Raw genomic sequence first — 20,270 nt, 5'->3', positions numbered from 1 at the left:
AATAACATAAATTGTATTCAAATAGAAATACGATTGAGAGAGTTAAGAAAATATATAAATTGCAATACCATTTTGAACGGAAAGAATTATGAATATAACGAGATTGACACTTAAGAACTTTAGAAATATAGAAGAGGGTACATTTAAACTTGACCCTGACTTTACAGTAATAATCGGTGTTAACGGTAAGGGAAAATCTAGTATTCTTTTGGGGCTTAGAGTAGCTTGCGGTGCCTTTTTCCTAGGTATTTCTGAAGTAAAAAAGAGGCATATTATAGAATCTGATATTAGACTTAAAGATTTAGGAAAATTCTTAGTTCCTCAAAAGCCTGTGAAAATTGAAGCAGAAGGATATTTTGAAGGAAAAATAAAAGATACTATCATTTGGAAGAGGCAGATACTTGAGGATAGCAAGAGTACAACATCAAGTGATGCCGATGTTGGAAACGTAAGAAAAATTGGCAAAGAGAAATATCATCAAATAGTTCTGCAAGAAAATGATAATGTGGAGTTACCTGTCATAGCATTTTTCGGAACCTCAAGAATACATGGAGCAGGTAGAAATAGAGAATCGAGAACAGGAAGACAAATTTTCAAAGAAGGCTATCAGGACTGGATAGAAATGAAGGCAACAACCTTTAAATACGAAGATTGGCTAAGCTCCTACGATTTTTTAAGAAAAAGTAATCGTGAGTATTCCAATACTAAGCAAGCCTTTTTTGATACTATAAAAAAAGCAAATCCTTACATTACAGAGATTGAAGAACAAGCAGGAAAACTTTGGATAAAAGTTCAAATTGATGACTATACTTCTGATTTATTACCCTTAGAGCTTCATAGTGATGGAATTCGCTCATTTACAGAAATGGTAGCAGAACTGGCCTATAGATGTGTTATTCTTAATGGATTCTTAGATGATAAAGCGGTTATAAAATCAAGAGGTATTGTAATGATAGATGAACTTGATTTGCATTTGCACCCAACTTGGCAAAGACATGTTATCGCTGACCTAAAAAATGCGTTTCCTCATATTCAGTTTGTAGCCACAACTCACTCCCCATTTATTGTTCAGAGTTTAGGTGCTAATGAACTGATCAATTTAGATAAGCCTGAGCTGACACAGATTCCAGATGAATTACCCCTAAATAAAGTAGTTACTGATATTATGGGGGTTGAGAACATCAGAAGCGATGATTTTGAAAATAGATACCAAAGAGCGAAAACGGCATTAGAGGAGATAAATAATGATAACAAAAAATTAACGCTAGATGATTACCAAAATATTAGTTCTCTGATAGGTAAAATTATAAAAGACGAAGTGAACGACCCTATTTATAAAGCATATTTAGAAGCAAAAGAAGAGAATGAGACCGATTAATAAAGGTACATGGCCAACTAAAAATAATAGCACAAAAAAGAAAGTTTTTAATGACTGGACGAGAGCTATATCCATTTTGAAGCAAAGAACTGGACTTTATTGTCATTTATGTGAAATGAAAATGAACAGCGGGTTTGCAATTGAACATATAAAACCCCAAGAGTCTTATCCACAACTAAAAAGTCATTGGAGTAATTTTCTATTGATATGTCCCTATTGTAATTCTCACAAACTAGCTACAATTCCTAAAAAATATAAGGAAACCTATTTTTGGCCTCATTTGAACAATACGCTGTTAGTATTTGATTATGAACAAATTTTTCCACATATCAAGCCATCTGATTCTTTAACCCGAATACAAAAAAAGAGAGCGAATAATTTGATTGAACTCTATGGCTTAAGAAAAGAAGCTACAAGCGATGGAAGTGCTGATACTCGCTGGATCGAAAAGTTAAAAGCTTATAAAATGGCTATTGATAGACGTTTAGAATATCAATCAGGGATGAATCAATCAGTTAATGCTATTGTGGATTTGGCTGTACAATCGGGTTTCTTTTCTATTTGGCTAAAGGTTTTTGAAGACATTCCTCTTATCAGAACTGATTTGATTCAGCGTAAAGAATTTCATTTGCTTAATACCAATTGTTTCGATAACTCATTACAATTGCAACCAAGAACTACCAACGACTTATAAAAGAAAACCTCATAAGCAAGCTTATGAGGTTTTCTTTTATAAAATCCCAAATCACATTAAATTCCCAAAATCTTCTTATTCAATTCAATATCAGCACCGCCACCTGCAAAGTCATCAAATACTTTTGACGTAGCTTGGATAATGTGAGAATCAATGAATGGAGCTCCTTCCGTTGCACCTTGAACTGGATCTTTGATAGCACATTCCCATTCCAATACAGCCCAACCATCGTAACCATATTGTGTTAATTTAGAGAATACTGAACCAAAGTCTACCTGTCCATCACCCAATGAACGGAAACGACCCGCACGATTTACCCATGATTGATAACCACCATATACACCTTGTTTACCTGTTGGGTTAAACTCAGCATCTTTTACGTGGAACATTTTGATACGCTCATGGTAGAAATCGATGTATTGTAAGTAGTCAAGACATTGCAATACAAAATGAGACGGGTCATAAAGCAAGTTAGCACGTTTGTGACCACCTACTTTTTCTAAGAACATTTCGAATGTAACACCATCATGCAAATCTTCACCAGGGTGAATTTCATAGCAAAGGTCAACACCAGCTTCATCGAAAGCATTCAAAATTGGTAACCAACGGTTAGCCAATTCAGTAAAACCTTGTTCTACCAAACCAGCAGGACGTTGTGGCCAAGGATATACCGTATGCCACATCAAAGCACCCGAGAATGTAGCATGAGCATTCAAACCAAGGTTTTGCGAAGCTTGCGCTGCCCATTTCAATTGTTGCACAGCCCATTCGGTACGAGCTTTTGGATTACCTTTTACTGAATCTGGCGCAAAGCCATCAAACATCACATCATAAGCAGGATTCACTGCCACTAACTGACCTTGTAAGTGCGTTGACAATTCAGTGATTTGGACACCTTTATCAGCTAATTTACCTTTCAATTCGTCGCAATATGTTTTTGACTCTGCAGCCAATTGAAGGTCAATCGCACGAGCATCCCAAGTAGGAATCTGTACACCTTTGTAACCTAAATCAGCTACCCACGAAGTAATAGAATCAAGTGAGTTGAAAGGCTCAGCATTATCTAAAAATTGTGCTAAAAATATAGCAGGACCTTTGATTGTTTTCATGTTGTTATGTTAATAGTTGTTCTATTTGAGATTTAAACCAGTTGGTACCAGCTAATCGTTGGGTTGTCAGATTGAATGGAGCAAGAGATGTACGATTAAACTGTTCTTTCATATCAAAAAACTTATAAAAACGTTCAAACTCATCACTGACAAAATCATCTACAATACTATTAGTACTTTCGGGTTTGAGGCCAGTTTTAAATTCTTCATACGTTTTTCTGGCTGATTCAACTTTGGGCAAAATGTAATGAACTTTTGCTTTTTTCTGCTTCAGTATTTCTGCTTGATATTCATTTTTATCAAAACCTGCAAGACCCAACGCTGCAATATTATCAGGATGATAGAGATAGTTTTCAAAGTCATAATACTTTAAAATACGATGATTGGGATATTCTCCTTGAATGATCTGTATTTCTCCGTCACTAAGAAAATCTCTATCTCGAAGTGAAAATTTAGTTTTATCATTTTTGATCTGTAAAAACACATCACGTGAATCTTTTACTCCAACAAATAAGGTCTTATCTATCCCCATTAAATTGTAGTATTCATCATTTCTATTCTCGCAAAAAACAATTTTTTTATCGCTAAATAATTGAGATAAAATGCTTTTAGGTATCGCTAAATCATACACATCTAATACCTCTTTCGATTGGGGCACGATGGTTTGGGGAGCATCAAAATTTAAAGAATCAAAGTCTAAAATCACCGCATTGTCTGTTTTTCGAGCATAGTCAATAAAACCAAGCGCGTGCGATGCAGTCCATAACTGCGAACTATCAGGGATCCATTTTTCAACAATTTCTTTTAGGAGTGTTTCTTGCAAAGAAGTATTTAAGTGACAATCCATTTCGTCGATGTATATAATAGCATCTTCGTATTGTTTTTTCCTGACAATAAAATTGAGTAAAAGTATAATTACCTGCTTTTCTCCATGACTTAGTAAATCATAATTGATTTTAGAGTTCCCTTTTTGAAAAATTAGTTTGGCAGGTTTCGACGGAGATGCATCTTCAAATTCAACAATTTTCAACGATATTGCAGTATCATCTCCAAAAATCGTACTTAATGAAGAGTTCAGAGGTGCTATGAACTCCTGAAATATTTCAAGCGTATTGGCTGATTCTCCTCTAAAAGCAGGTTCTCTTAATGCTTTATTGATTTGTTGAATATAGGAGAAAACATCGTTGATGAAACGAGTATCATTGTCAATATACAATGCAGGAGCATCAGCATCCTTATTTATTTCTGCTAAATCCGCTTGATTGATGATTTTGGGAATAATCCTACTACTACTTCTACCAATAAATTTTTTACGTAAATCAAAAGCATCAGGATTAAGAGATTCTAATTGATACTGTTCTAATCTGTGTATTTCTTTGTTATGATATAGGTTAATAGTACATTCAGTAGGCACATCAACCTGTTTTCTGTAATATTCCTTAGTAGTTTCTGGCTTGAGTAGCAACCCATCGTTTTTAGCACTGCTATTAGCTACAAAGGTTGAATATCTAAAACCATCAAAAACAGAAGACTTACCAGAACCATTTGTTCCAATCAGTAAAACCAATTTAGTTTCTTCAGGAATGTTCTCTATTCTTAAATCCGTAAATCGTTTGAAGTTTTTCAGTTGAACGCTCTTGATTTTCATATTTGAATTGATTCACAATTTTAAAAGAGAATGATGAACAAATATACACCTTGTTCATCATTCTCTTTTACTCACTAAATCACCAATCACTCATTCACTAAATACTATACTTTCGTCCAGCTTTGGCTTCTGTGACTGTCTAGGATTCTTTCACAGATGAGTAGTTCTCTGTAACCATCCGCAAAGGTTGGGAAAGTTGGATTTTCTGGTTGTTTGCCAGCCGCTACGGCCGCATATACTTCTTTAAACAATTGTTTTGAAGTATCTGGGAAACCTTCGTTGTGACCACCAGGGAACGTCATAATATCTCTTGCTTCGGCATATGCCAACGATGGGTCACGCATCAACACTTGGTTGGCTGCATCACGGTTACCCAACCACAATTCGTTTGGTGCTTCTGAGTTCCAAGCAAAAGTTTTGTTTGAACCAGAAATCTCCAATTTCAATTGGTTTTTGCGACCCGCTGAAACTTGAGAAACTGTTACTAAGCCTTTATTTCCATTATCAAAACGTAACAATACGTTAGCAGTATCCTCTGTGTTGATTTCAACGTCTGCATAATCTTCTGGCTGTAACATTTTGCCTGAATAGGTTTCTACAGGTTTTAACGGCTTCTTACGAGTTTTATGAACTGTATTGAAATCAGCCATAACCTCAACAGTTCTCAAACCAGTGATATACTCGATAATATCCATCAAGTGTGAGCCAATATCAGCAATAGCACGAGAATCACCAGATTTGTCTGGTTCCAAGCGCCAGTTATAGTCTGTGTTGTAAAACAACCAGTCTTGTAGATATGAACCAATGATTGAGTAAATTTCTCCTAAATCACCTTTCTCACGCATCGTTTTCATTTGGCGCACCAATGGATAATAACGTAAGTTGAAGTGAACAGCATTTACCAAACCTGTTTCTTTAGCAAGTGCTACTAATTCTTCTGCTTCGTGCAAGTCTTTTGCCAATGGTTTTTCGCAAACAACGTGCTTACCTGCCAACAAAGCGGCCTTTGATTGAGAATAGTGCAAGAAGTTTGGCGTACAGATATGTACACAAGCGATGTCTTCCATGGCTAACAATTGGTCAAACGTACATGGGCGTTCGATACCTAACTGTGCAGCTTTAGCCGTAGCTAATTCAATATTCACTTCACAAAGTGCTACTACTTCTACATTTGGTAGTCTTCTGAGGGCCTCGATGTGAGCTGGTCCAATAAAGCCTGTACCAACGACACCTACTTTGATTTTTGACATGAGTTAATCGATTTGTTTTTTGGGGATATAATTAATTATTGTTTTTGTAAAGGGTTACTCTTTGGATAGTAAATTGGAAATATCCCATAAAAGCCATTTTTTACTTTTGATATTTCCTTCATTTTTTAGAAGCATTTTTTGAAAAAGCGCTAATCCCAAAGGCTCATTACCATTGGCATGAACCAATACCACACTTCCATTTCTGATAGACTCGCCTTTGGCTAGCCAAGCATCGCTTCCGAGGGGTAATAGCCCAAGAGCCAAAACTTCATCGAAAATGCTTTTGTCGGACACCAACCCCGGGAATCTAAAGTAAATAGAAGGAACTAGTCCATTGGATAACATAGCTTGCTCATTCAATAATACTTCCGAAAGGATATTGGTACCATGTTCCAACAAAAAGTTATTAGTAAGAGGCAATTTAGGGTCGTAACGGTGCGTATAACTGTGGTTGACCCACGTAATACGTAAATTACCTACTTTTTCTTGTTGCTTAAGCCAACTGAGGTCATCTTGATGTTTTTGCATCCAAACGCCTGTAATGGTTATAGTCAGAGGAACAGGACGTTCACTGATTTCAAAACTTTTAATCACATTTTGGAAAAAACTTCGAGTCAATGGTTTGCTCGATGGACATAAATCTATCGTTAAACTAAAACCTTTGAGCGTACTATCTGCCTTTGTAATTCCTGCGTCTTGAAGCTCATAATCACGATGCTTTTCTATTTGCCAATCATGAATATAAGGTGTTTTTTCAAAAGCATTTATCACATTGCTCCATTCCATCGACTGCACCTCAATATTATTCAGAACGCGTGTTTTGAGGCTTTCTGGATTAACCAGTAAGTATTGGGTAGTACCAGCATCTTTCCATTTCCTAATGACTAATTCATTTTGATATTGAGCAAAAAACACTTCATACTGAGATATTTGAGCCAATGAACGAGTAAATAGGAGTCCTAAAAACAGGAATGTTAAGAAGTATTTCATAACAATCTCAAGCGAGTTTTTTCCAAACTTTTTGTACAAAAGTAATGAAGGATGAAAGAAAAAGACGATTTTCTATAGGCTGCGCCTCTTTAATAGCCTCCAAATTTACAGAATATCTCCAAGCCATCAAGCATAAATCTGTGACTTGGAGATACTTCTTTTTAGATTTCAAATTTTGTCCATCTTTCCGCTGAGTTTGCTGACTTCACAACCGTTTGGATGAAAGCCATACCACGCAAACCATCTTCGATGCTTGGGAAGTCATATATATCTGGGTCGTAACCTTCCACTCCAGTACCTTTTCCTAAACCACCACCTGTACCAGATTTGCTTTCGGCACCCCAACGGGCACGTAGGGCATAAGTAAAGTTTCGGTAAATACTTGCAAATGTTTCGATATAGCCTTCTGGGTGTCCTGCTGGCTGACGCGTATGTGCCTGTGCGTGAGGTGACAAATTGCCAACTCCTGTACGGATAATTTTCGAACCATTTTCTTGATTTGTCATAATCAAAGTATTCGGATCCATTTGGCGCCACTTCAGACCTCCAAATTCACCATAGACACGAATATTAAGGTCATTTTCTTCTCCATTACAGATTTGGCTATTGTGCAAAATACCTTTGGCACCATTGTCAAAATGTAGGAGAATATTGGCATCATCGTCGAGCATACGACCTTCCACAAAAATCGTAAGGTCCGCCGAAAGTTCTGTAATTTGTAAGCCAGTAATATATTCAGCTAAGTTTTCAGCATGTGTACCAATATCGCCAACTCCACCTGCTGCTCCACTACGAGCGGGATCCGTACGCCATGAAGCTTGTTTTTGACCAGATGCCTCCACCAATTGAGATAACCATCCTTGTGGATATTCAACAATTACTTTACGGATTTGTCCAATAGCACCTGATTTGATCAATTGACGTGCTTCTTTTACCATTGGATAGGCCGTGTAGTTATGCGTAAGGGCGAATAACAAGCCAGAGTTTTTAACGATTTCGGTCAATTCTTTAGCCTCTTCCATCGTCAAAGTGAGTGGTTTGTCCATCACTACGTGGAAACCGTTTTCGATAGCAAATTTTGCCGCAGGAAAATGTACATGGTTTGGCGTAACGATCGAAACGAAATCCATACGCTCGCCTTCAGGAAGTTCTTTTTCTTTCAGAATCATTTCCTCATACGAGTCATATACTCGGTTGGCAGGTAAATAAAGCGCCTCGCCAGTAGCTTTAGATTTTTCAGGATTTGAACTAAACGCTCCGCAAACAAGTTCGATTTCGCCATCTAAGGCGGCTCCTCTGCGGTGAACTGCTCCGATGAAGGCATCCAAACTTCCTCCAATCATGCCCATTCTGATTTTTCTAGCCATTTTTTTCGTTAATTAAATATCGAGCTTCTGAACGGCTCGGCTGACTAATCAAGGTCAGCTTGTTCTAAAGGCTCAACAGTTTTAGGTTGAAATAATAATTGATATATATAATTAGAATAATGGATCATTAATTAATGATGAATTATGAGTTGTGAATGATGAATGTAAAGTTTATCAGTATTTCATATCCACAACTACTTCAATTTTACTTGCAATAGGCGTTAGGCTATGTGCACTAAGCCAAAAGTATAAAAGTATTCTAATAAAATCAGGTATACATTTTTTGCCTAATGCCTACGGTCTTTTGCCTAAAGCTAATATTGATATTTGAAAAATAAGACTATTCTCTCTTTCTGTATCTTTTTGATACAATATTGCACAAAAGTAATATAATTTTATTGACTGAGAGCTATATGCTTTATGCCATGTGCTAAATGTTGGAATTGTATTTCCTAATACAAGAATATAAATTTTTGCTTCCAATAAGCGTTCATGCAAAAAATAACAACTTTTAATTGTAAGTTATTGACAATTAAAAAATACATATACAATTCATCATCAGAACTGTACGAAGGATTCTAAAAATGTCTATTTCGGATATCGGATGTGGAATGTGGGATTTCGAAAGTGTAATCTTCTATGTTTTATAAAAAATAGAGATATTTTACTTTATTTCCGAAATCAGAAATCCCAAATCCGCAATTATTGGAAATCTTTCGTACACTCCTAATTCAGCATTCATAATTCGGCACTCCTGATAAGTATGGTTTATTGCCTGAAGCGTAATCATGAAATGATTTGAGGAATCATCCTAAAATGTACTATTTGAAAAAGTAATCTAAAAAAACACCTGAAAATACTACATTTAGCCCGCTCTATACCGTTTGATTGCAAATTTTAATTAAAATTATTACAAAGGCATTTAGTAAATACGGAAATCTTTTTGTTTTTTTGGCATGGATTTTTTTTAGTACGAATTATAATAAAATAAGAACACTGTCCCTTTTATTAATCTTAAACCCTTTAATCAATTATGTCCCAAACAGTTAATAATAATCGATTGTTTTTGGCGAGTTGCTTTGCACTAATCACTACTTCAATGGCTTTCGGTATTCGTGCAGGTGTCCTCACGCAGTTAGGTACAGCCTTTAACCTTGATGCAGAGCACCTCGGATACGTCAACCAGATGGCATTTTTAGGCTTCCCTATCGCAATGATTATTGGAGGTCCTCTTTACAATGTATTAGGTCCTAAAAAAATCATGTGGGTAGCATTTATTACACACGTATTAGGTTTAGTAATGACCATTTTCGCAAGTGGTTTCTGGACTTTATTGATTTCGACTTTCTTCGTTGGATTTGGCAATGGTACCGTAGAAGCGGCTTGTAACCCAATGATTTCTGATATGTACGAAGGCAATCAAAAAACCAAAATGTTGAACCGTTTCCACATGTGGTTCCCTGGAGGTATCGTTATTGCGAGTTTAATTTCTGAATTTATGACTTCGGCTGGTATGGGCTGGCAGTTGCAAATTGGTATCATTTTGATTCCTGCGGTAGCTTATGCAGCATTGATTTTGGGACAAGCGTTTCCTGAAAGTCAAGATGAAGGTGCTGCTTCAACAGGTCAAAACTTCAAAGCGATGCTTTCGCCATTGTACTTATTTATGTTGGCATGTATGGCATTGACTGCTATTTCTGAATTTGGTCCTGAGCAATGGATTGGTCCAGTATTGGGTCATGCAGGAGCAAGTCCAATGTTGATTTTGGCTTTGGTAACTGGTTTGATGGCAGTAGGTCGTTATTTTGCTGGTCCAATTGTACATAATCTAAACCCAACGGGTGTATTGCTAGGTTCGGCTATTTTTGCAACAATCGGTGTGGTTTTGATGAGCCAAGCTGAAGGTGCAATGGTATATGTTTCGGCAGTAATTTTCGCGATTGGTGTATGCTATTTCTGGCCAACTATGATTGGTTTTGTAGCTGAATATCTACCTCGTACTGGTGCTTTTGGTATGTCAATTATTGGTGGTATGGGGATGTTCTCTACCTCAATTTTCCAACCAATCATTGGTAAATGGTTGGATGACGAAAAAGCTGCTGCTGCTGCCAATGGTCTGACAGGTCAAGAGCTTGACTTAGCTGCTGGACAAGCAACTTTGGATAATATGGCAGTATTCCCATTCATCTTGATTATCGCTTTTGCCGTATTGTATTTCATTATGCGCAAACAAACTCCATCAGGAGCAAAAGCACACTAAGAATATTTTGATGAGTTGCTTTTAGATTCTTTAAAATGCTTAAAGTTTCCGAATGCCAGTATCAATAAAAAAGCCTTAAGCAGACTGCTTAAGGCTTTTTTGTTGATACTGTTTTGGAGGAATAAGATTGAATTATTGGGCTTTCTGATTTCGGTAAAAAGTAAAATATCTTGATTTTTACAAAGTATAGAAGCTTACACTTCCGAAATCCAACATCCGATATCTGAACGTACAGCCCTAATTCACACCTCAGAATTCAGCATTTATAAGATTTCTTTTATCTCTGCCTTATTCGCCTCATTTACCATCAAAATCAATTCTGCTACTAGACCTGTCCAACCTGTTTGGTGAGCAGCTCCTAGCCCTTTGCCATCATCCCCATGGAAATATTCGTAGAATAACACCAAATCCTTGAAATGTGGGTCGGTTTGCATTTTTTCGTAATTGGCATACATCGGACGTTTACCGTTTTCATCTGTTCTAAAGATTTTGATTAAACGTTCTGCCAAGCTCAAAGCGGCTTGTTTGATGCTCACCATATTACCCGAATTGGTAGGATATTCTACTTCGTATTCATTACCATAATACGACTGGAATTTCAACAAGGAGTCAATCAACAAGAAGTTCATTGGCATCCAGATAGGTCCGCGCCAGTTCGAGTTACCCCCAAACATACTTCCCGTAGATTCGGCTGGGGTATAATCTACTCTGAATACCTCGTTGTGTACACGGAACTGGTATGGATTTTCGAGGTGATATTTTGACAATGAACGAACGCCATGTTCTGACAAGAACTCATTTTCGTCAAACATCTTTTTCATAATCATCTTCATACGGTGACCACGCAAGATTGCCAACAAACGGTTTTCTCCTTTTCCTGGCTCGTACCAACGTGAAATCAAACCTGCCAAATCTGGTCGGTTAGCCAAAACCCAATCCACGCGACGTTTGAAGTCTGGAAGTTTTTCCAACATTTCTGGTGTAAGAATTTCTACAGCAAAAAGTGGAATTAATCCTACCATCGAACGGATTTTGAGCAACATACTTTGCGAATTTGGCATGTGAAGCATATCATAATAGAACTGATCTTCTTCATCCCAAAGGCTAATTTCTGAGCCACCCAACATTTGCATTGCACCAGCAATATGTAAGAAGTGTTCAAAAAACTTAGAAGCCATATCCTGATATACTGGGCGCTCAACTGCAATTTCACAGGCAATGCGAAGCATGTTCAAGCTATACATGGCCATCCAGCCTGTACCATCAGCCTGTTCAAGACGTCCGCCTGTTGGTAAAGTTGCCGAGCGGTCAAATACTCCGATGTTATCCATTCCAAGGAAGCCGCCTCCAAAGATGTTGTTACCACCTTCGTCTTTGAGGTTTACCCACCACGTAAAATTGAGCAATAATTTATGGAAAACACGCTCTAGGAATTTGACATCCCCTACGCCATTCATTTCTTTATCTATCTCATACACACGCCATGTCGCCCAAGCATGTACAGGAGGATTTACATCCGAAAATGACCATTCATAAGCAGGAATTTGTCCATTCGGATGCATATAATATTCACGCAATACTACGGCTAACTGGCGTTTTGCAAAGTCAGGATCGAGTCGTGCCAATGGAATGGTATGGAAGGCCAAATCCCATGCCGCAAACCAAGGATATTCCCATTTGTCGGGCATCGAAAGGATGTTGGCGGCATACATGTGTCGCCAGCCTGAATTTCGACCAAACTTCCGATTGTCCGAAGGCTTCGGCATTGTAGGGTCGCCTTTAATCCACTCGTTGACATTGTAATAATACCATTGTTTTGTCCAAAGCATCCCTGCATAAGCCTGACGCTGAATTGAACGTAACTCTTGGTCTTGTACACTACTTTGCAATTCATCGTAAAACTGATTTGCCTCACGAATACGCTTGTCCATAATGTCTTCAAAACCACCGAATGGCTCAATAATAGAATGGTCGGACAAACGCAAACGAATCGTTACACTTTCACCCGCTTTTACCACTCTGGTGTAACGTCCTGAGGCTTTAGTACCGATATTGTTTGGATTGACAGCCGCTTTGTTTTTATTAACAATGTACTCATTGATACCATCTTTGGTATATGGCACATTATTAGCTACACCATGCAAGCGTTGGAAGTTGGTTTCGTTATCACAGAATAATAATTCATCCGCCTTTTCACAATACAATTTATAGTGTCCTACGCTTTTGTTGTCTACTTCAATTACTTTGTTTGACACACCAGTCAACATTGGCTTGTACTTGAAGTTTTCGTATCCCCAGCACCAAGTGTTTCTAAACCAAATAGTTGGTAATAAGGTAATTGGAGCAGGCTTATTACTACGGTTATGTGCCGTAATTTTTATCAAAATATCTTGTTCGTCCGACTTTGCATATTCGATAAATACATCGAAATACTCATCGTTATCAAAAATACCTGTATCAAGAAGTTCGTATTCTGGCTCTAAGCGTGAGCGCTTACGGCTTTCGTCTACCAGTTTTGAATAGGGAAATGCTGCTATGGGATATTTGTACAACATCTTCATGTACGAGTGCGTAGGCGTCGAGTCAAGATAGTAATATAATTCCTTTACATCTTCGCCGTGGTTCGACTCATTTCCTGTTAGTCCGAAGAACCTTTCTTTCAAAATGTGGTCATTATGGTTCCACAAAGCAAGTGCAAAACAGATATACGATTTGTTATCCGAAATACCACCGATACCTTCTTCGCCCCAACGATAGGCTTTTGAGCGAGCCATATCGTGCGTTACATTATTCCAAGCATCTTGATTAGGAGAATAATCTTCTCGTACTGTTCCCCATTGACGGTCAGATAGATATGGACCCCATTTTTTCCATCCTTTGTTGTCGGCACGAGTTTTTAACCTTAATTTTTCGGCACTTACTACTACTTTACTCATAAATTCTCAATTTCGGGATATAACTAACTTCTATCTCGCTAAAAGCTAGTGGTGTTATGGTATAATTAATTTGATTAGTTCAAGGTTTTCTGCAAAAACTTGCTCATGTTATACAAAACATTGCAAATCTTTTCAAAGATAAAAAAAATGCCTCAACCTTTTAAAAGTTGAGGCTTTTTAATCTCTTTATGTAGCTACTACTACTGACTTTTAAGTAGATATGCTTATTTTACACGTGGTAAAATTTTACGTTTAAATATATGCAAAATGAAGGTTTTACCTTCTTTTATCTCTTCGTAAGTATCCACTAACTCCCATCCTTGGCGATCCATCAAATTGAATATTTCAACTTTACTATTAAAAAATAAAGGCTTTCGGTTGGCATCTGTCACCTCTTGTTCTCTTGGTGAATTTCCTTGTCCATAATCAAGAAAAACAGATAATTTGGTTGCAAGCCAAGCTTTTTCGGCTTTGATTGTGATATAATTCACATTTCGAATAGCATTCAATGATTGACCGTTTACATAGATTGTCTGAGCTTTGGCAAACACGATTCCTAAGAGCCAAAAGCAAAGGGCAAACATAATTTTTTTCATTGCAGGTAGGGTTATTTCGATTAATGATTTACGAAAAAGGTATATGAAGAAATTAAGGAAATAAATTTTAGATACGCATTTCTGCTTGTATAACATTCCTTTGAGTTAGACTTCAAAAACCTCAAATGGACACGATATAAATCAACTTACAAGTTAGAGGATTCTTCAGTTTTTACAAGAAACTTTTATCATTTTCGTAGGTTTAGGTGTCGAAACAGGTGTAAAAATAAAAGACCGAACGTTTTTCGGGGGGCGTTCGGTCTTTTCTCTGTTAAAGTTTACAATTCGATAGCATGAGATGAATTATTAACTTGTTACAAAATTGGTAATAATTACTCATAAATAAAATAAGTATTACTACTCAATTTAGTGATTTATTACTAGAGAAAAGTAAATAAGCATATAGATACTGAAAAAGAAGGCGTTGCCAATGCTCAGTTAAATATGTACTTTTATAATAGTCTTCATCTATTAATTTCAATCTACATGCTACAAAAAATCAAACGTAACATCGCGCCTATTGTGCTTAATACTGCTCTTTTCTTTGGTATTTGGATGCTCCTATTCAAAAAGCCCAATTACTTGGCTATCACGGTCAAAGACGTTCAAAAACCTCAATTTTACGTTGACACCTCTGCTACTTTCCATGACTTCGTGAGTTTACCCCTAAAAATAGAAGGTGAGCTAGATGCGCCAGCCTATATCGAGATTCGTGATTATGATAATCCAAATTATATTGTAAATAGATTCAACTTGAAGAAGGGAAAAACCGCCCTAGATTATAGTATTGATTACTATGGAAGAGGCTTTTTAAGAATATCTTACAAGCCTTATGGTGTCAAAAAAGGACATTTAGTCATAAAGGTAGCTACGATATAAAAAATAGAGACGCTAAGTTTGGCGTCTCTATCACATATCTTTATTTCAAACAATTTCTTCCTCGAAGGCAATGAAATTAACCAGTTTTTGTTGCTCGTTAAAAATAGGTTCTATACGAACATCGCACCAATAAGGTTCGCCGTCTTTGCGGTAGTTGATCAGTTTTCCTTCAAACTTTTTCTCTTCCAACAAACAAGCCTTAATCGCTGATCGTGTAAGTGGGTCGGTTTCTTTTCCTTGTAAAAAACTAGGCTTTTTTCCCAAAGCTTCTTGTATCTGATAGCCCGTCATATTAGCAAAACCATGATTTACCCACTGTATAGTTTGTTGAACGTTGGTAATGACTACAGCATGTTGAGGGTCTTGAATAAACTCTCGGAAATGATACAAATCGAAATCCCATTTTCGCACATGAGCCATTCGACTCACACACTCATATTCATGCAGTAACGCATCGCTGAGTCTTGCAGGACGACGCATAAATTCCATACCAGTCAAAATTGGCATAGAGGTATTTACACTTGAAAAAGTGTCGCAGAAAGTTTTAGGACTGAGTTGCATCATGGTCTTCAAAATGGGTTTTGATTAGAGACTTTATACAAGTGTTGCACAAACATTGTCCTCCGTACTTATTTAAACTCAACTGTCTCAATTGTTGGGTTTGCTCATAAGTCAATGTTACTTGTTGACAATCACAATGTGCTATATCGTCAACTTTGCACTGAAATGGTTGTTGGCAACGTGGACAATGGGTGTGTATCTTCAACATTCTACCAATGTTAACTCTAAAAAATGATAATTGTTATGAACTAATTTTTCGCCTTGAACCACATCAATTGGATGTTGAAACAAAGGGCAATCTAATACTACGGTATGAAACTCGCCATTTTCACCGCAAACATCCACACCTTTTGCTTCCAAATCCGCTACAGTTTGAGCATCAATAATTCTACCTAAAAACGAGGCACCCAACGTATCATTACAAGATACAATCATCGTTTTGATACCTGACGCAATCATTGCAAAAACCAATGTTTTACGGTCTTGTTGCCAAAGTGGCAAATGGCAATTGAGCTGTGCCTCGGCACAAACTTTCTCTTCCCATTCACGATGCGGTTGTAGGTCTATATCGCCAAAAACTGCATCTGTCAATTGGTATTCTTCAGTCAGCGACTTGAGACGAGCGATATACTTTTCGGTATAATTTTCCCAAGAAGTACTAATCGTAACACTTGGACAACCAATAGCATTAGCTTGAGCTTCCAAAATAGCAGGGCTCAAACCATGCGAACGTGAGCGGTCGCCCCATTCGTTGAGTGTCGTAAAAATTACGGTAGGCAGTTGATTCATTTGCATCAAAGCAAAACAAGAATCTTTTCCACCAGACCAAGAACAAAGGAGGTTCATTTTTTGAGGGTAAAGGCACTAGTGGTTTAATTACTGGATGTAAAATTCCTGAGCATTAAACAAATCTTTATTTTTTTAAATAAAAACTATTGCCTCTTGCCTAATGCCTAGTGCCTATTTTAAAACTGCAAACTCAACCCAATACTTGCATTAAATCGGCGGGTTTGGTAGCCTGTTATTTCTACAAATTTGGTATTCAAAATATTTCTCAAATCAGCATACGCTTTGATTTTTGAATTGATGCGATATTCACCATAAACATCTAACAGCTGATATGCATCCAAATCTACGTTAATAGATTTGAATTGGTCATTATCATAGTAGGTGTCCTTACGAGCACCAATGCCTCTCAAGGTTGAACTAACATACAATTTTGAAGTAGCCTGATAACCCAAACTCAAGGTAAAGGCATTCTCAGGACGACGAATCAAGTTTTTGTAAGTAGTGTCTTTTCCTGCTACTTTGGTAGTCAATTCTCCAATCTGGTGCGTATAGGTAGCCGACATATTGAACTTGCCTAACTGCGCTTGAGCGTCTAATTCCAAACCTTTACTTGCTTGCTTATTGAAATTAACATACTTGCCATAAGGCGCTGCACTGATTGACTGGAAAATGATCACATCGTTGATGGTTGTATTAAAATACACAGCACGGAAATAGGATTGTTGGTTATTGCTAAACAACTGAAAACCGCCTTCTTGCGTGAATGATTTTTCAGGATTCAAAGCTGTATTTCCGTAAGGAGAATACAATTGATATAAAGTCGGCGACTTAAAACTTGAGTAAAAGTTAGCTAATACCTTTAGATTTTTGCCTAACAAATAATAAGGATTGAGGGTGTAGGTAAAATTATTTCCGTACAAAGAATGATGATTGTAACGTCCTCCTGCTTCAGCACCAAAACCACCTAAATTATTCAAGGTAAAAGATGTGTAACCACTCACTTGGTTTACATTTGCCAAATCATCACTCAATGGAGCATCCTCATAAGGTCCCCAATCGCTGATAGACAAATAGGTTTGACTCATTTTTTGGGCACGGTATTCTGCACCAATCAACCATGTTACATTTTTACCCAAACTCCAACTGCCATATAGTTCTGCATAGTTGGTTTTTGCTCCATAATTACTAGCTGAATACTTATCATACGCATCAGGAGCAACATAATTAGAATCGTTGATATAGCTACGTTTGAGGTCGTTATAATGGTAATTGGCCACTAATTTGCCACCTCCCACAAAATACTCTGCCCCTACTCCTATTTGTGTGCTGCGGCTATTGGCTACAAAGTCTTTATCGTCGCTAAATGCTCCGTTATCAATGTCGGCACGATAAGTTTCGTGGGTTACAAAAACTTTGGTTGTAAGGTTTGTGCCAATTTTTTGCTGAAACTGAGCACGAAACGCATCTTGATTAAAAGCATCTTTTTCGTTTAGGTTATCATCTTTTTTATTAGCTGCCTGCGAAATACCCTTTGAATATAACTTGGTGTAAGCCAAAGAATAACTGGAGTTTTTATTTAAAGTACCACTCAAATTCAAAGCTCCCTTCCAAGTTCCATAACTTCCTCCTGAAAGGTTGGCTTGCGCACTAAATGGCTTACTGTCAGCTTTTTTACGAATAATATTAATAACTCCACCAACAGCATCCGAACCATAAAGGGTGGATTGCCCTCCTTTCAAAATTTCAATTCTTTCGATTTGGTCAATTGAAATAACGTTTAAGTCAAAATAATTACCAATCGTAGATGGGTCGTTCAATGGAATGCCGTCCATAAGCAAAAGAGCATAACCATTGCTCAAGCCTCTGATACTTACTTCTTGATTTGCACCAAGTGTTAATTGCGAACCTACTACCTGCATGCCCACTTGTTGGTTGAGTAGCTCTCCCAGCGACTTGCCCACATTGCGCTCCAAAATTTCTTTGGATATAACGGTTAAAACTTTTCCTGTTTGTAGTTGCTTTTGAGGTACTTTATTGGCGGTAACTACTACTTCATTAAGGTTTGTCACATTGTTTTGAGCCATACTTAGGCTTGCCACACAAAGTAATCCTGAACAGAAAAATAAAGATTTAAACATTGATTTGATGATTGTTTTCTTCCCTAAAGTTAACACTCGTGCCTATAGGATAGGCTCAAATGAATTGACATTAAAAGGCAAGAAAATGAACAGAAAAGCGAACGCTCAGCGACAACTCATCCACCGTAAATTGTACCAAGAATAGATAAAAGGCAGGTCTCCTGACTTGTTTCATCGACTTCGAGCCTTCCCGCCGCAAGGGCAGTGGCCATGAAGATTGAATTCGACATCATTGAAACTTACAGTTGCGGGGACAGTCTAGGTATTGCACCTAATTCCCTATTAAGCTTTAACACTTCGTAGATTTGACGTATAAAGCACCTATATCTGGTACAAAGGTAGTAAATTGTGATTGAGGGAATTAGAGAATAGAGAATTCTTTTCAATTTTAGAATCTTATTTTAAGACTAACAGAGTGTCTGTTAAACAGTTTTTAGAAATTATCATATCCTAAATTGCTTAACTTTACCTTTGTAAAATATTCAGTCAAAATCGCCTTATGGAATTCAGAACGCCAATAAAAATAGAAAAATCGCCCTTTCAAATACAACTTCAGTCCAAGGTATTGACAGTTGGTTCATGCTTTGCACAGGTTATCGGACAAAAGCTTGAAGAAAACAAAATTGCGACCGAAGTTAACCCTTTCGGGACGTTGTTTAACCCCATGTCGATATTCAAACTTTTGAATCCTAACTACCAACAAGCCGACGATCGACTATTTGTACAGCACCAACAAACATGGTTGCATTATGATTTTCACTCGCAATTTTTTGCTTCTCAGCAAGAATCTCTAAAGGAATTACTGAATGATAGCTTAGCAAAAATTCAGATTCAGCAATATGACTTCTTAGTTTTAACCTTCGGAACGGCATTTGTTCATCAGCTCAAAACTACACCGAGCTATGTAGCCAATTGTCATAAAATGCCCGCAAGCTTATTTGAAAAGGATTTGTTGAGTGTGAAGGATATTTGTAAAAAGTTTGCAGAGTTGCATAAAGCCATAACAGAATTAAATCCTTCTCTAAAAATCATTATTACTGTTTCGCCAGTGCGACATACCAAAGAAGGACTTGCCGAAAACCAATTGTCAAAATCAATTCTTCGAACGGCATGTCATTATCTCAGTACTGATTATGAAAATGTAGCGTATTTTCCATCTTATGAAATCATGATAGACGATCTTCGTGATTATCGTTTCTATAAGGCAGACATGATTCATCCCAATGAGGTGGCGGAGCAATATATTTTTGAGCAGTTTGCAAAAACCTATTTTTCAGACGATTTACAAACTTTTTTACCTAAATGGCAACAAATCAAAAGAGCGTTAACTCACAAGCCTTTTGATATTACGTCCGAAGCTCATCAGAAGTTTTTACAAAATGTATTGAAGCAACTGGAGGGTATAGAAAACCAAGTAGATATATCGGCAGAGAAACAGCAGGTTTTAGCACAAATCGTGAAAGAGGTTAATCGTTAACGGTATATTCGTTATCTGTATTGACAAAACTTGAAGGAGAATTTCAACAATCACTCAATAGAAAATCACTAAATCACTTAATAAAAAAGCCCCAGTGGTTAGCTGGGGCTTATCAGAGCTTCAAAGTTAAATAGTTGTTTTGAGTTTAGTAAATTAATCAAATTGGTACTTTCATAGTTTGTCACTTACGGTGACCCT

Annotated in this window: 16 protein-coding genes and 1 riboswitch; of the genes, 5 read left to right on the top strand and 11 right to left on the bottom strand. The window is 37.2% G+C overall.

What is annotated here, in order from left to right:
* Positions 1–88 precede the first annotated feature (88 nt).
* Both GVN22_RS20490 and GVN22_RS20485 read left to right on the top strand, forming a co-directional pair.
* Positions 89–1,378: an AAA family ATPase gene (locus tag GVN22_RS20490; RefSeq protein ID WP_166552879.1), complete on the top strand. Its 1,290-nt coding sequence runs from the start codon at positions 89–91 to the stop codon at positions 1,376–1,378.
* Positions 1,365–2,072, top strand: coding sequence for an HNH endonuclease (locus GVN22_RS20485; RefSeq protein ID WP_166552878.1), 708 nt, complete (start codon positions 1,365–1,367; stop codon positions 2,070–2,072). Before GVN22_RS20490 ends, GVN22_RS20485 begins: the two co-directional genes overlap by 14 nt.
* 56 nt (positions 2,073–2,128) lie before the next feature.
* Here GVN22_RS20485 and GVN22_RS20480 read toward each other — a convergent pair whose 3' ends face one another.
* The 5 genes from GVN22_RS20480 to GVN22_RS20460 all read right to left on the bottom strand — a co-directional run bounded on the left by GVN22_RS20480 (position 2,129) and on the right by GVN22_RS20460 (position 8,436).
* On the bottom strand, positions 2,129–3,181 hold the full coding sequence (locus GVN22_RS20480) for a sugar phosphate isomerase/epimerase (protein ID WP_166552877.1): 1,053 nt from the start codon (positions 3,179–3,181) through the stop codon (positions 2,129–2,131).
* A gap of 4 nt (positions 3,182–3,185) precedes the next feature.
* Entirely contained in the window at positions 3,186–4,829 is a 1,644-nt protein-coding gene (locus GVN22_RS20475; protein ID WP_166552876.1) for an ATP/GTP-binding protein, read from the bottom strand.
* 104 nt (positions 4,830–4,933) lie between these two features.
* The gene (locus GVN22_RS20470; RefSeq protein ID WP_166552875.1) at positions 4,934–6,079 is read right to left on the bottom strand and encodes a Gfo/Idh/MocA family protein; all 1,146 of its coding nucleotides are present in this window, start codon (positions 6,077–6,079) and stop codon (positions 4,934–4,936) included.
* A gap of 54 nt (positions 6,080–6,133) precedes the next feature.
* Positions 6,134–7,069 carry a polysaccharide deacetylase gene (locus tag GVN22_RS20465; protein WP_166552874.1) on the bottom strand — a complete coding sequence of 312 codons (936 nt, stop codon included), beginning with the start codon at positions 7,067–7,069 and terminating at the stop codon, positions 6,134–6,136.
* A gap of 161 nt (positions 7,070–7,230) precedes the next feature.
* Positions 7,231–8,436, bottom strand: a complete 1,206-nt coding sequence (locus GVN22_RS20460; RefSeq protein WP_240915722.1) for a Gfo/Idh/MocA family protein — start codon at positions 8,434–8,436, stop codon at positions 7,231–7,233.
* 1,033 nt (positions 8,437–9,469) lie between these two features.
* Between GVN22_RS20460 and GVN22_RS20455 the strand changes: the two genes are divergently transcribed.
* A complete protein-coding gene (locus tag GVN22_RS20455; RefSeq protein WP_166552873.1) occupies positions 9,470–10,696 on the top strand; it encodes a sugar MFS transporter in 1,227 nt (408 codons plus the stop codon).
* 263 nt (positions 10,697–10,959) lie between these two features.
* Here GVN22_RS20455 and GVN22_RS20450 read toward each other — a convergent pair whose 3' ends face one another.
* Both GVN22_RS20450 and GVN22_RS20445 read right to left on the bottom strand, forming a co-directional pair.
* A complete protein-coding gene (locus tag GVN22_RS20450) occupies positions 10,960–13,632 on the bottom strand; it encodes a glucosidase (RefSeq protein ID WP_166552872.1) in 2,673 nt (890 codons plus the stop codon).
* Between the two features lie 224 nt (positions 13,633–13,856).
* Positions 13,857–14,228 (bottom strand): hypothetical protein, encoded by a 372-nt coding sequence (locus tag GVN22_RS20445; protein ID WP_166552871.1) that lies wholly within the window; start codon positions 14,226–14,228, stop codon positions 13,857–13,859.
* A gap of 486 nt (positions 14,229–14,714) precedes the next feature.
* On the opposite strand from GVN22_RS20445, the gene GVN22_RS20440 reads away from it, so the two are divergent.
* On the top strand, positions 14,715–15,107 hold the full coding sequence (locus GVN22_RS20440) for a hypothetical protein (RefSeq protein ID WP_166552870.1): 393 nt from the start codon (positions 14,715–14,717) through the stop codon (positions 15,105–15,107).
* A 45-nt stretch (positions 15,108–15,152) separates the two neighbouring features.
* Here the strand turns inward: GVN22_RS20440 and GVN22_RS20435 are convergent, their stop codons facing one another.
* The 4 genes from GVN22_RS20435 to GVN22_RS20420 all read right to left on the bottom strand — a co-directional run bounded on the left by GVN22_RS20435 (position 15,153) and on the right by GVN22_RS20420 (position 18,595).
* Complete coding sequence (locus GVN22_RS20435; protein ID WP_166552869.1) at positions 15,153–15,671, bottom strand: PAS domain-containing protein; 519 nt, start codon at positions 15,669–15,671, stop codon at positions 15,153–15,155.
* On the bottom strand, positions 15,652–15,876 hold the full coding sequence (locus GVN22_RS28455; protein ID WP_166552868.1) for a cysteine-rich CWC family protein: 225 nt from the start codon (positions 15,874–15,876) through the stop codon (positions 15,652–15,654). Before GVN22_RS28455 ends, GVN22_RS20435 begins: the two co-directional genes overlap by 20 nt.
* Entirely contained in the window at positions 15,870–16,514 is a 645-nt protein-coding gene (locus tag GVN22_RS20425; protein ID WP_166552867.1) for a diphthine--ammonia ligase, read from the bottom strand. Before GVN22_RS20425 ends, GVN22_RS28455 begins: the two co-directional genes overlap by 7 nt.
* Positions 16,515–16,633: 119 nt before the next feature.
* Positions 16,634–18,595: a TonB-dependent siderophore receptor gene (locus tag GVN22_RS20420; RefSeq protein WP_166552866.1), complete on the bottom strand. Its 1,962-nt coding sequence runs from the start codon at positions 18,593–18,595 to the stop codon at positions 16,634–16,636.
* Positions 18,596–18,728: 133 nt separating this feature from the next.
* Positions 18,729–18,935: riboswitch (cobalamin riboswitch) on the bottom strand.
* Between the two features lie 159 nt (positions 18,936–19,094).
* Here GVN22_RS20420 and GVN22_RS20415 point away from each other — a divergent pair.
* Entirely contained in the window at positions 19,095–20,072 is a 978-nt protein-coding gene (locus tag GVN22_RS20415) for a GSCFA domain-containing protein (protein ID WP_166552865.1), read from the top strand.
* Positions 20,073–20,270 lie beyond the last annotated feature (198 nt).

Origin of the sequence: Cellulophaga sp. BC115SP, from assembly GCF_009905545.1 — a bacterium.
Taxonomy (GTDB): Bacteria; Bacteroidota; Bacteroidia; order Cytophagales; family Spirosomataceae; genus Flectobacillus; species Flectobacillus rivi.
The sequence above is the reverse complement of the archived record's forward strand: the minus strand, read 5'-3'. Positions and strand labels throughout refer to the sequence as shown.

What these genes read in the sequence shown, in the direction of transcription:
- GVN22_RS20490 (WP_166552879.1), top strand. Translation starts at nt 89, where the DNA reads ATGAATATAACGAGATTGACACTTAAGAACTTTAGAAATATAGAAGAG.
- GVN22_RS20485 (WP_166552878.1), top strand. Translation starts at nt 1,365, where the DNA reads ATGAGACCGATTAATAAAGGTACATGGCCAACTAAAAATAATAGCACA.
- GVN22_RS20480 (WP_166552877.1), bottom strand. Translation starts at nt 3,181, where the DNA reads ATGAAAACAATCAAAGGTCCTGCTATATTTTTAGCACAATTTTTAGAT.
- GVN22_RS20475 (WP_166552876.1), bottom strand. Translation starts at nt 4,829, where the DNA reads ATGAAAATCAAGAGCGTTCAACTGAAAAACTTCAAACGATTTACGGAT.
- GVN22_RS20470 (WP_166552875.1), bottom strand. Translation starts at nt 6,079, where the DNA reads ATGTCAAAAATCAAAGTAGGTGTCGTTGGTACAGGCTTTATTGGACCA.
- GVN22_RS20465 (WP_166552874.1), bottom strand. Translation starts at nt 7,069, where the DNA reads ATGAAATACTTCTTAACATTCCTGTTTTTAGGACTCCTATTTACTCGT.
- GVN22_RS20460 (WP_240915722.1), bottom strand. Translation starts at nt 8,436, where the DNA reads ATGGCTAGAAAAATCAGAATGGGCATGATTGGAGGAAGTTTGGATGCC.
- GVN22_RS20455 (WP_166552873.1), top strand. Translation starts at nt 9,470, where the DNA reads ATGTCCCAAACAGTTAATAATAATCGATTGTTTTTGGCGAGTTGCTTT.
- GVN22_RS20450 (WP_166552872.1), bottom strand. Translation starts at nt 13,632, where the DNA reads ATGAGTAAAGTAGTAGTAAGTGCCGAAAAATTAAGGTTAAAAACTCGT.
- GVN22_RS20445 (WP_166552871.1), bottom strand. Translation starts at nt 14,228, where the DNA reads ATGAAAAAAATTATGTTTGCCCTTTGCTTTTGGCTCTTAGGAATCGTG.
- GVN22_RS20440 (WP_166552870.1), top strand. Translation starts at nt 14,715, where the DNA reads ATGCTACAAAAAATCAAACGTAACATCGCGCCTATTGTGCTTAATACT.
- GVN22_RS20435 (WP_166552869.1), bottom strand. Translation starts at nt 15,671, where the DNA reads ATGATGCAACTCAGTCCTAAAACTTTCTGCGACACTTTTTCAAGTGTA.
- GVN22_RS28455 (WP_166552868.1), bottom strand. Translation starts at nt 15,876, where the DNA reads ATGTTGAAGATACACACCCATTGTCCACGTTGCCAACAACCATTTCAG.
- GVN22_RS20425 (WP_166552867.1), bottom strand. Translation starts at nt 16,514, where the DNA reads ATGAACCTCCTTTGTTCTTGGTCTGGTGGAAAAGATTCTTGTTTTGCT.
- GVN22_RS20420 (WP_166552866.1), bottom strand. Translation starts at nt 18,595, where the DNA reads ATGTTTAAATCTTTATTTTTCTGTTCAGGATTACTTTGTGTGGCAAGC.
- GVN22_RS20415 (WP_166552865.1), top strand. Translation starts at nt 19,095, where the DNA reads ATGGAATTCAGAACGCCAATAAAAATAGAAAAATCGCCCTTTCAAATA.